Source organism: Ilumatobacteraceae bacterium, from assembly GCA_033344875.1.
GTDB lineage: Bacteria > Actinomycetota > Acidimicrobiia > Acidimicrobiales > Ilumatobacteraceae > Ilumatobacter.
This window is the reverse complement of sequence record JAWPMO010000001.1, coordinates 914,248-925,025: the sequence shown is the minus strand read 5'-3', so window position 1 is coordinate 925,025 and position 10,778 is coordinate 914,248. Positions and strand designations below refer to the sequence as shown.

Sequence of the window (10,778 nt, the reverse complement as noted above, 5' to 3'; positions counted from 1 at the left end):
GATCATGAGAGGGGGACGGATTGGCCGGCGCGGACGAAGGCGTCCTCGTAGGCGAACAGGCCGAAGAGGGCAGCGGCCCCGGCGCAGGCGGCGGGCCACGGGCCGGCGGTGTCGGTGGCGACGGCGAAGGTCAGCAGCGCGGACGGGACGACGACGCCGTTGAGGATCCCACCGAACCAGAACTGGCCGGCGTACTCGCCACGGGTCATCTCGAGCGTCGCGAGTTCGACATGGCGTGAGCCCTTCGACCAGAGCTCGGCCGCGATCAGCACGGCGAGTGCTCCGAGCGCGCCGAGGGTGACGACCCAGAGCGTGCGCGCCTCGGGAACCGCCATGAACACGTCGAGTACGGCGAACGTGGCGCCGCCGGCGACGACGGCCTGGGCCAGGAGGATCGGGAGGAGCAGCGGTGTCTGCCACAGGTCGCGGCCCTCGCACTGTCCGAACAGGAACGCGGTGTACCCGGCGACGCCGGCCGCGAGCAGTGAGATCGGGAGCGCGAGCACCTGGAGTGGCCCACCGGCATCGGCGAGGCCGAACACGCCCCACACCGCGGCGAGCGCAGTGAACGCCCCCAGGATCCATGCACCGCGCACGAGCCACGACGAGGTGTTGGAGCGGGTCAGGATGTAGAGGAACCGTCGTGGTTGCTTGAGGTCCGAGATCAGCAGCGCACCCGTGATCGCGGTGAACAACCCGGCGATGATCGGCGGGGTCACGCCGACGGCCGCCTGGTCGTCGCCGTGGCCGAGCACGACGAGCAGCGAGGCGAGCAACATCGTGCCGGCCGCGATCGCCTTGGTGACGAGGTAGCCCGACACCTTCGACTTCCAGGTCATCTGCTGCGCCGTCGTGTACGCGGTGCGAGCGACGACTCCGGTGCCGGCGTGCTCGGCCATCACGGGCGTGATCGTCGGGTGCGATGGCGTGGTGTCGGCCCAGATCATCCCGTCGTCGGCGATCCGGGTGCGGGTCGGGTCGAGGGACGCCTGGCTGACGCCGCGGTAGAACACCTTCGGGTTCGTGCCCTGTTCGGGGGCGCGGACGGCGACCTGCTCGCGGGCGACGATCTTCGACACCGCCGAGTCCGGGTCGTCGAGGTCCCCGGTGACGATCGCCTGGGTCGGACACACCACGACACACGCCGGTTCGAGCCCGACCTCGACCCGGTGGTTGCAGAAGTTGCACTTGTGCGCGGTGTTCGTGTCGGGGTTGATGTAGAGCGCGTCGTACGGACACGCGTTCATGCACGACTTGCACCCGATGCAGTTGTCGTCGTCGAAGTCGACCACGCCGTTGGGCGCACGGAACAGCGCGCTGGTCGGACAGATGGTCATGCACGGCGCGTCGTCGCACTGGTTGCACCGCATGACCGAGAACGACCGCCCGGTGTTCGGGAACGAACCGGTCTCGATGTATTTGACCCAGGTCCGGTTCACGCCGAGCGGCACGTCGTGTTCGCTCTTGCACGCGACGGTGCACGCGTGGCAGCCGATGCAGCTGTCGCTCAGTAGGGCGAACCCCAGTCGTGTCATCGAACCCCCTGTCGAATCGTTGTCGGTCGTGTCGCCGGAAACCGTCCGGCCGGTCTCGTCGTCGTGGTCAGGTGCCGGCCACCGAGTCGGTCAGGTCGAGTGCCCCGTAACCGCCGAGGATGTCGCTCACGTCGGCGAAGCCACGCGAGCGGAGCACGCTGGCCGCGACCGACGAGCGATAGCCGCCGGCGCAGTAGACGATGGTCGGCTTGGCCGGATCGAGCTCACCGACCCGGTCGGGCAGCTGACCGACGGGGATCGGCACCGCTCCCGGCACCATGCCCTGTTCGAGCTCGCCGGGGTTTCGCACGTCGACGACCTGGAGCTCGGGCATCGCTGCCCGTGCGGCCACGAATGCCGACGCCGTGAGGCGCGATGCGATCTGGACGTCGTCACGATGCTTGAACATGACCTTGTAGGGCTGCTCGAGGGCGCCGATCACCCGGTCGAAACCGATGCGGGCGAGCCGGTTCTTGCCCTCGAGCTCCTGCCCGGGCTCGGTGACGAGGACGATGTCGACGTCGGGCGAGATCACCGAGCCGGCGAACTCGGCGTAGCGACCTTCGAGACCGACGTTCACCGCCTGTCGGAGATGCCCGGCAGCGAACTCCTCGGGGTTGCGGCCGTCGATCAACACCGCCCCCGCGTCGAGCGCTGCGAGCATCTCGTCGTAGGACATCGGCTCCGGGGGTTCGGTTTCGTCGTGGAGCTCGCGCTCCTTGCGATTCAGGATCGCGTCGTAGACGAAGTAGCCCGGCGCAGGTGGTTGTCCCTCGGTGACGAGCTCGAGGAACGTCGCCTTGTCGGGTGCCAACAGCGCGTAGTTGGTCGCCTTCTGATCACCCATCGTCGACCAGAGTTCGGTCGAGAGGTTCTTGCCGCACGACGATCCGGCCCCGTGCGCCGGGTAGACCCTGGTCGAGTCGGGGAGTGTCATCAGCTTGCCGTGGAGGGAGTCGTACAGGCTGTTGGCGAGCTCTTCACGGGTGAACCCGATCGACGACAGGAGGTCGGGTCGACCGACGTCGCCGATGAACAACGTGTCGCCGGTGAGGACGGCGTGTGGCACCTCGTCGTTGGCGTGTTCGTAGACGACGATGCTCATCGATTCGGGCGTGTGGCCCGGCGTGTGCCGGAACTCGAGCTGCACGTCGCCGAGCGAGTACCGCTCGCCGTCGTCGACGCCGGTCGACTCGAACTCGGTCTCGGCGACCGAGGAGTAGACGATCTCCGCCCCGGTCGCCTCGGCGAGTTCGAGGTGGCCCGACAGGAAGTCGGCGTGGAAGTGCGTCTCGATCACGAGCTCGATCGTGAGACCCGCCTCGGCGGCATCGGCGATGTACTCGGCCACGTCGCGTTGGGGATCGACGACGACCGCTCGTCCGCTGGTCTCATCCCCGATGAGATAGGACGCGTGTGAGAGACACTCGAGGTAGTACTGGTTGAACTTCATGAGCCCCCGCTCCTTTCGTTCTGCTGTGGACTCTAGATGTACGGACATTGGGGATCAAGCAATCTTTCGGTCGTCGGCGGCGATGTCACGGAGCACGCACTCGAGGTCGCACTCGGGACCCCGGTTGTACGGGAGCTTGGCGAGGACCGTGCCCATCGTGCACGTGTCGGTCAGCGCCGACACGAGCAGGCCGAGCCCGACGCCTCCGGCGAGGAATCGGAGCTTCGGAAGACGGAGACTCGAGAGGATCGACGCGAGCACGATGCCCCCGGCGACCGCCCTGACCTGCCGCTCGAGTCCCCACTTCTCCTCACCCCGTACGACGTCGCCGCCGCTCGCGAGCCAGCTGCCGATGCCGCCCTGCAGCACTCGGAGATCGCTCTTGCCGGCGGCGTTCAACGTCTCGTGTGCGGTGGCCGCCCTGGCGCCCGACTGACAGACGAGGACGACCGGGTGACCGATCCGGGCGACGTCGCGAACCTGTTCCGAGAGGGTGCTGAGGGGGACGTTGAACGACCCGGGGATGTGTACGGAGGCGAACTCTCCGCTCGTGCGGACGTCGAGGATCCGCGTCTGGGGATCGCGTTCGAGCAATCGCTGGAGCTCGCTCGGGTGCACGGGTTGGTTGGTGGTGGCCGTGGCGTTGCCGGTGGGCGCGGTGTCGGTGGTGGTCATGAGATCCTCTCGATTGCAGTGGTGTCGGTTGGTGTGGTGTCGGTTGGTGTGGTGTCGGTTGGTGTGGTGTCGGTTGGTGTGGTGATGGCGTCGGACGTGACGGTCGGTCGTTCGTCGACGCCGGCCGCGCGGAGCGACGTCGTCGCGTCGCAGCGGCCCTGCACGGCCTCGACGGCCTGGTGGGCGGTCGCATGGACGCGTCCGTCGAGACGACCCCAGAGGCCGGCGCGGTGCAGCACGTCCCGGACGGGACCCTTCACGTCGCACAGGTGGAGCGACACGGACGTCGGGTCGAGCTCGTTCAAGATCTCGCTGAGCGCTTCGACGCCGGTTGCGTCGATGTCGTTGATGCCCGAGCAGTCGACGATCAGCACACGCGGCGGGTCGTCGATCCGTCGCGCTTCGCCGAGACACAGGTCCTTCACGTGCTGGGCGTTGACGAACGACAGCGCGGCGTCGATGCGGATCACGCGAATGCCCGATTCGACGCCCGCGGCGGGGAAGCGGTCGACGTTGCGGTAGTTGGTCGTGTCGGGAATGCGGCCGAGCGTCGCCGAGTGTGGTCGTGACATGCGGGCGAACACGACCAGCATCGAGGCGACGATCGCGATGAACATGCCGAGCTCGATGCCGAACACGAGCGTCGCCGTGAAGGCGATCCAGAGACCGATCAGATCGGACCGCTTGACCCGGGCGATGTGGCGCATCTCGGCGACGTCGACGAGGTTGATGACGGCCACGATGATCGTGGCACCGAGCGCAGCGTTGGGGAGCGCGGCGAAGATCGGGGTGAGGAGCAGCACCGTCGGGATGATGAGCAGGGCGGCGATGATCGACGCCAGCGGCGTCTTGGTCCCGGCGGCGTCGCTGACCGCGGTTCGCGAGAATCCACCGGTCACCGGGAATCCACCGATCAACCCGGAGGCGACGTTCGCCATGCCGAGGCCGAACAGTTCCTGGTTCGGTTCGATGTCGTAGCGGTGGCGACGGGCGTAGACCTTGGCGACGGCGATCGACTCCATGAATCCGACGAGGGTGATCGCGATCGCGGCGGTCACGAGTGTGCCGAGAGCACTGCCGTCGAACGTCGGGATCGAGAACCCGGGCAGGTCGTTCGGGATCTCGCCGACGGTCGAGACGCCGCGTGACTCGAGATCGAGCAGTTGCGACGCGGCGATCGAGGCCACCAGGACGACCAGCGCGGCCGGCACCTTGCGGGCGAACCGCTTGAGCACGAGGAAGGCCACGATGCAGCTCGAGCCGAGTGCGAGCGTGGCGGCGTGGGTGGCGTCGGCGCCCTTGACGACCTCGACGGCGGTCTCGAGTACCGAATCGGTGCGCGGGATCGAGATGCCCAGCACGTGCTTGATCTGCGAGGCGACGATGATCACGGCCGACGCCGCGGTGAATCCGACCAGCACCGAGTGGGAGAGGAAGTTGGTGACGAAACCGAGCCGGCCGAAGCGGAGGACCAGGTGCACGGCTCCGACGAGCAGCGCGAGCACCGCCGCGCCGGCGAGGTAGGACTCGGAATCCTGTTCGTACAGCCCGCCGAGGGCGGTGGCGGTCATCAGCGACACGATCGCGACCGGTCCGACGGCGAGTTGCCGCGAGGTGCCGAAGATCGCGTAGACGATGACCGGAACGATCGAGGCGTAGAGCCCGACCTGGGGCGGGAGCCCGGCGAGCAGTGCGTACGCGAGGCCCTGCGGCACGAGGAGCGCTGAGACGGTGAACCCCGCGATGACGTCGCTGCGGAGGTTGCGACGGTCGTAGCCGGGTGCCCATGCGGTGATGGGGGCGATGCGGTGGAGGAGTGTCGTCATGGGAGTGCCGGACCGGTCGTATGTCCGTACAAACAATGCTAAATGTACGGACAAACAATTGCAACCCGGGTGAGCGGGCCGAAACCGGCAGCGGTGGGCGACACGGTCGCCGCGGAGCACTAGCGTTCCGCTCGTGACAACCAGCGCAGAACTCGCCGCCCGCTACCGCCGTGTGCTCCCGTCGTTCCTGTCGCCGTACTACGCCGACCCGATCGCGATCGATCACGGTGAGGGCTCCTACGTGTTCGACCTCGACGGCACCCGGTACCTCGACTTCTTCGGTGGTGTGTTGACCACGATGATCGGTCACAACCACCCGGCGGTCACCACTGCCGTGCAGTCACAGGCGGCGAAGGTGCTCCACACCTCGACGCTGTACCTCAGCGAGCCGATGATCGAGTTCGCCGAGATGGTCTGCGAGGCGTCGGGCATCCCCGACGCCCGCGTGTACTTCACGCCATCGGGCAGCGAGGCCAACGACGCGGCGCTGCTCCTGGCCACCTCGTACCGGAAGTCGAACCAGATCCTGGCGGTCCGCAACAGCTACCACGGCCGCGTGTTCTCCACGCAGGCGATCACGTCGCACTCGTCGTGGCGGTCCACGTCGCACTCGGGTCTCCAGGTGCAGTTCGTCCACGGCGGCTACCGGCTCCGGTCGCCGTTCCGCGACCTCGACGACGACGCCTTCACGGCGGCCTGCGTCGACGATCTGGTGCAGGTCCTCGACATGACCTCGGCCGGCGACGTGGCGGCGATGATCGCCGAGCCGATCCAGGGCGTCGGGGGCTTCGCGACGCCGCCGGACGGCTTGTTCACCGCCTTCGGCAAGGAACTCTCCAATCGTGGGATCCTGTTCATCTCCGACGAGGTGCAGACCGGTTGGGGGCGCACCGGTGAGCACTTCTGGGGCTACCAGGCGCACGACATCGTCCCCGACATGCTCACGTTCGCCAAGGGCGTCGGCAACGGCATCACGCTGGCCGGCGTCGTCGCCCGAGCCGACATCATGGACACGATCGACGTGCTGCAGTTCTCGACGTTCGGCGGCAACCCGCTGTCGGCGGCGGCCGGCGCCGCCACCCTCCGGACCGTCCTCGACGAGGACCTCCAGGGCAACGCCAAGACGATGGGCGAGCGCTTCGCGTCAGCGATGCAGCCCGTCGCCGACGCCACCCCGTGGATCGCCGAGATGCGCGGACGCGGCTTGATGTGGGCGTTCGAGGTCTGCGAGCCGGGCGGGACCGAACCCGACAAGGCGCGCACCGGCGAGTTCCACGAGGCATGCCGCCGACACGGTCTGTTGGTGGGCAAGGGTGGCCTCTACGGCAACGTGGTCCGGCTCGCCCCGATGCTCAACGTCACCGCCGACGAGCTCGACGAGGGCATCGCAGCGCTCCAGGCAGCCATCGACGACGTTGGTTGATCCCGACGCGGTCGGCCGACCTGTCGGCTCCGGCGTTCAGGACCGTCGGCGGGTCGGCGTGCCCCGCTGATCGACCAGCACGTCCTGCTCGGTCTGTCGGCGTCGCTGGTCGCGCAGACGATCCGCGCTCGCGGTGGGTGTCTCGGGGTGGCCGAACAGCCAGCCCTGGGCGTGATCGCAGTCGAGCTGACGGAGCGCATTCGCCTGGTCGATCGTTTCGACGCCTTCGGCGACGGTCTGCATCCCGAGGCTGCGTGCGAGCAGCACGATGCCACCCGCGACGTTGCGTGGCTCACTGTGCTCGGCGATCGGCGCCACGAAGGATCGGTCGATCTTGACGATGTCGATCGGGAACCGGCTCAGGTACGTCATCGAGCCGTAGCCGACCCCGAAGTCGTCGACCGCGAGCTTGACCCCGAGCGCCTTGATCGCCCGGAGGTGGCGTTCCGACGTGTCGAGGTCGGTGATGATCGCCGTCTCGGTGACCTCGAGGTGCAGCCAGTGCGGCGGCAATCCGGTCGATGTGAGGACGTCACGAATCGCGTCGACGAGTGACGGTTCGTTGAGTTCGCGGGCCGAGATGTTGACCGCCACTCCGAAGTCGTCCACACCGTCCAGGAGTTCGCCCCGCCACGACGCGACCTGCCGACAGGCCTCGGTGAGCACCCAGCGGCCGATGTCGATGATCTGGCCGGTCTCCTCGGCGAACTCGATGAACGCACCCGGCGCGAGCAGCCCTCGAGTGGGGTGCTCCCAGCGGATGAGCGCCTCGACCCCGACGACGTCGGTGCCGTCGAGCGACACGATCGGTTGGTATCGGAGGCGGAACTGCCGTGCGGCGAGCGCGGCCGCGATTTCGGATTGCACGCGAGCGCGGTCGAGCATCCGGCGCTCACGGGACACCGCCGCCTGGACGAGACCGGCGACGCACAGCCCGATCACCACGAAGAAGACGCCGCGGATGATCCACTCGCGCGGCACCTGGGCCGTGCCGGCGTCGACGTCGGCCGGGAGCAGTGGGCCGGCGAGGATCATCGCCGCGGCACCCGAGCAGACGGCGCCTCGCCCACCGAACCTCACCGCGGCGAACAGGATCGGCACGTAGAAACCGTGGGGCGGCATGTGGTTCGCCCCGCCGGCGAGCACGTTGACCATCCACGAGACGGCGAGCGCGACGGCTGCCATGCAGACTGCCGTCGGGGTGCTCCGGTTCAGCGACGCCAGGAAGGGACCCGACAGTCGACGCGACAGGTCGGATCGCGGGAGCGTCGATCGGACGTCGAGACCGAGATTCACCGGCCTGTCAGTTCGTCGTCGGACACGTCCACAGGTTCGTATCGGGACGGGTCGAGGCATTCTTGAGGCGGCCGCTCTCGTCCCATCTTGTCGTCACCCCGGGGTGCCGGAGTCCTCCTGCCACTCGTCCTGGTTGACGAGGACGAACAGCCAGATCATCGCCGGGACCGCAGTCACGGCGGCGGCCAGGAACACGATGATCAGCCCGATCAAGGTGGAACGAGCGCCGGCACCGTCGGCGATGGTCATCTCGTCGACGAGCAGCCAGTCGTACTGGGCGACGCCCCAACCGATCACGATCGAGCCGACGGCCGCGACCGCGGTCAATCTGGCGAGGGCCCACCGCCGTTTGCGGAGCAGTACGAGCGTCGCCATCCCCGACGCGGCGGAGAGGGCCACGAGCGCGAGTCCGCGACCGTGCAGACCGTCGGCCAGCGTCTCCGCGTCGAGTTCGATCGCCACCGCGGCGGCGAGTGACGCCGCGCCGGCGACGATGCCGCTCCACAGCGCTCGGCTCCCGATCTGTACCGCGAGCTCGTGGCGGCCACCCCGTTCGGCGTCGGCGGCCAGGAACGTGGCGGCCAGGAACGCGACCGTGAGCACGGCCAGCGCCCCGCCGACCCACGACGTCGCCCCGGTCCACGAACGCCAGATGTCGCCGTTGCCGTCGGCCGGCACCCGGCCGCTCGCGATCGCACCGGCGATCATGCCGAGGAAGAAGGGCGTGACCACCGACGACGCGGCGAAGACGATGCCGTGCAACCGCGCCTCGCGCACGGTCGACGAGAACTTGCGAAACGCGAACGCGCCGCCGCGCAGGACGATCCCGAGCCCGACGAGCAGCCACGGGACGAACAGGGTGGTCATGATCGCCCCGAACGCCGTCGGGAATCCCGTCCAGAGGAACACGAGCACGTAGATCAGCCAGACGTGGTTCGCTTCCCAGACCGGGCCGATCGAGCGGTCGATCTGCGAGCGGAGGTGGGCGCCGTCCCGGGCCCCTCCGGCGAGCAGGTCCCAGACGCCGCTCCCGAAGTCGGCACCGCCCAGGATCGCGTACGCGACCACGCCGAGGAACAGGAGCGCGGCGGCGACGTCGGCGATCGTCATGACACGTCCCCCGACCGGACGAGTTCGCTGTTCGGCCCGTAGGGCGTCGGCAGGTCGACCGTGTCGTCCTCGCGCCATCGACGCGCCATGCCGCGCAGGACCCTGGTGGCCATCACCGCCATGCTCGCGTACACGATGATCATCGCGACGAGGCTGATCCAGATCCCCGAGTTGGAGGTGACCGCCTCTTCGACCCGCATCACGCGGTACACGATCCACGGTTGCCGTCCGACCTCGGTCGTGATCCACCCGGCCTCGAGCGCGATCACGGCGAGCGGTCCGGCCGCGACGGCGGCGCGGAGGAACCACACGGAGTCGAACACGCCGAGTTCGCCGTGTCGGCGCCGCCGCCACGCCCACCAGGCGCCGATGCCGATCATGGTGGTCCCGGCGGCGATCATCGTCTGGAACGACCAGTGCACGATGTTGGCGGGCGGTTGTTCGTCGTCGGGGATCTGGTCGAAGCCGATGATCTCGGTGTCGAACGAGTTGCCGGCCAGCAACGAGGCGAGCTTCGGGATCTCGATCCCTCCCTTGACCTCGCCGTCGATCAGGAACCCGCCGATCAGCACCGGTGCGTTGGTCTCGGTCTCGGTCGCGAGTTCCATCGCCGCCAGCTTCGACGGCTGGCCGGTGTCGAGTCGCATGCCGGCGATGTGGCCGATCACGGGCTGGCAGAGCGCGGCGATCGCAGCGAACACGAAGGGCACGGTGAACCCGATCCGGTGCGACCGGTCGCGTCGGCCGCGCAGCATGCCGACCGCGTAGACGCCGGCGACGAGGAACCCGGCGACGACGAACGTCGCCACCCACATGTGGAGGAACTGGGGGATCAGCGCGTCGTTGAACATCGCGGCGAGCGGGTCGACGTCGGTGACCGTGCCGTCGTCGAGGAGCGTGAACCCGGCCGGGGCGTTCATCCAGGAGTTCACGGCGAGGATGCAGAACGTGCCGAACAGCCCCGCACCCATGATCGGGATCAGGGTGCGCAGGTGCACCTCGGGCCGGAGGCGGCCCCACCCGTACAGGTAGATGCCGATGAAGATCGCCTCGAGGAAGAATGCGATGCCTTCGAGCGCGAAGGGCAGGCCGATGACGTCGCCGTATTTCGACATGAGCCCCGGCCACAGCAGACCCATCTCGAAGCTGAGGATCGTGCCCGACACGGCACCGACGGCGAAGAGTACCGCCGAAGCCTTGCCCCACTTCTTGGCGAGTGCGAGCGCCTCGGCGTCGTCGTTGCGGATCCCACGCCGGTGGACGACGTAGATCATCGCCGGGAAGGCGACGCCGAAACACGACAGGATGATGTGGAACCCGAGCGAGATCGCCATCTGGTAGCGCGCCGCCAGCAGTTCCTCGGCGGCGATGACGGTGAAGCTCATGGTCCCTCCAGATCGGTCAACGGTGGCTGGAACGTGTTCCCACCCGATGGTACGGACCAACGCGACCGAATCCCA

At 68.2% G+C, this 10,778-nt stretch carries 8 protein-coding genes; 1 reads left to right on the top strand and 7 read right to left on the bottom strand.

From position 1 onward, the window contains the following. Positions 1 to 2: 2 nt before the first annotated feature. The 4 genes from R8G01_04380 to R8G01_04365 all read right to left on the bottom strand — a co-directional run bounded on the left by R8G01_04380 (position 3) and on the right by R8G01_04365 (position 5,489). Entirely contained in the window at positions 3 to 1,535 is a 1,533-nt protein-coding gene (locus R8G01_04380; GenBank protein MDW3213211.1) for a 4Fe-4S dicluster domain-containing protein, read from the bottom strand. A 67-nt stretch (positions 1,536 to 1,602) separates the two neighbouring features. Beyond that, on the bottom strand, positions 1,603 to 2,988 hold the full coding sequence (locus R8G01_04375; protein MDW3213210.1) for a rhodanese-like domain-containing protein: 1,386 nt from the start codon (positions 2,986 to 2,988) through the stop codon (positions 1,603 to 1,605). A 54-nt stretch (positions 2,989 to 3,042) separates the two neighbouring features. Further along, entirely contained in the window at positions 3,043 to 3,663 is a 621-nt protein-coding gene (locus R8G01_04370) for a rhodanese-like domain-containing protein (GenBank protein MDW3213209.1), read from the bottom strand. Next, positions 3,660 to 5,489, bottom strand: coding sequence for a solute carrier family 26 protein (locus R8G01_04365; protein MDW3213208.1), 1,830 nt, complete (start codon positions 5,487 to 5,489; stop codon positions 3,660 to 3,662). The genes R8G01_04370 and R8G01_04365 overlap by 4 nt, the downstream gene beginning before the upstream one ends. A gap of 133 nt (positions 5,490 to 5,622) precedes the next feature. Between R8G01_04365 and R8G01_04360 the strand changes: the two genes are divergently transcribed. Further along, the gene (locus R8G01_04360; GenBank protein MDW3213207.1) at positions 5,623 to 6,912 is read left to right on the top strand and encodes an aspartate aminotransferase family protein; all 1,290 of its coding nucleotides are present in this window, start codon (positions 5,623 to 5,625) and stop codon (positions 6,910 to 6,912) included. Between the two features lie 36 nt (positions 6,913 to 6,948). Here R8G01_04360 and R8G01_04355 read toward each other — a convergent pair whose 3' ends face one another. The 3 genes from R8G01_04355 to R8G01_04345 form a co-directional block, all read right to left on the bottom strand. After that, positions 6,949 to 8,097 carry an EAL domain-containing protein gene (locus R8G01_04355; protein ID MDW3213206.1) on the bottom strand — a complete coding sequence of 383 codons (1,149 nt, stop codon included), beginning with the start codon at positions 8,095 to 8,097 and terminating at the stop codon, positions 6,949 to 6,951. A 204-nt stretch (positions 8,098 to 8,301) separates the two neighbouring features. Next, complete coding sequence (locus R8G01_04350) at positions 8,302 to 9,318, bottom strand: cytochrome d ubiquinol oxidase subunit II (GenBank protein ID MDW3213205.1); 1,017 nt, start codon at positions 9,316 to 9,318, stop codon at positions 8,302 to 8,304. Beyond that, positions 9,315 to 10,703 (bottom strand): cytochrome ubiquinol oxidase subunit I, encoded by a 1,389-nt coding sequence (locus R8G01_04345; GenBank protein MDW3213204.1) that lies wholly within the window; start codon positions 10,701 to 10,703, stop codon positions 9,315 to 9,317. Before R8G01_04345 ends, R8G01_04350 begins: the two co-directional genes overlap by 4 nt. Positions 10,704 to 10,778 lie beyond the last annotated feature (75 nt).

Bases quoted from the DNA above. Each gene is read 5' to 3' on its own strand.
- R8G01_04380 (MDW3213211.1), bottom strand. From the start codon at position 1,535: ATGACACGACTGGGGTTCGCCCTACTGAGCGACAGCTGCATCGGCTGC.
- R8G01_04350 (MDW3213205.1), bottom strand. From the start codon at position 9,318: ATGACGATCGCCGACGTCGCCGCCGCGCTCCTGTTCCTCGGCGTGGTC.
- R8G01_04355 (MDW3213206.1), bottom strand. From the start codon at position 8,097: ATGGCAGCCGTCGCGCTCGCCGTCTCGTGGATGGTCAACGTGCTCGCC.
- R8G01_04345 (MDW3213204.1), bottom strand. From the start codon at position 10,703: ATGAGCTTCACCGTCATCGCCGCCGAGGAACTGCTGGCGGCGCGCTAC.
- R8G01_04370 (MDW3213209.1), bottom strand. From the start codon at position 3,663: ATGACCACCACCGACACCGCGCCCACCGGCAACGCCACGGCCACCACC.
- R8G01_04375 (MDW3213210.1), bottom strand. From the start codon at position 2,988: ATGAAGTTCAACCAGTACTACCTCGAGTGTCTCTCACACGCGTCCTAT.
- R8G01_04365 (MDW3213208.1), bottom strand. From the start codon at position 5,489: ATGACGACACTCCTCCACCGCATCGCCCCCATCACCGCATGGGCACCC.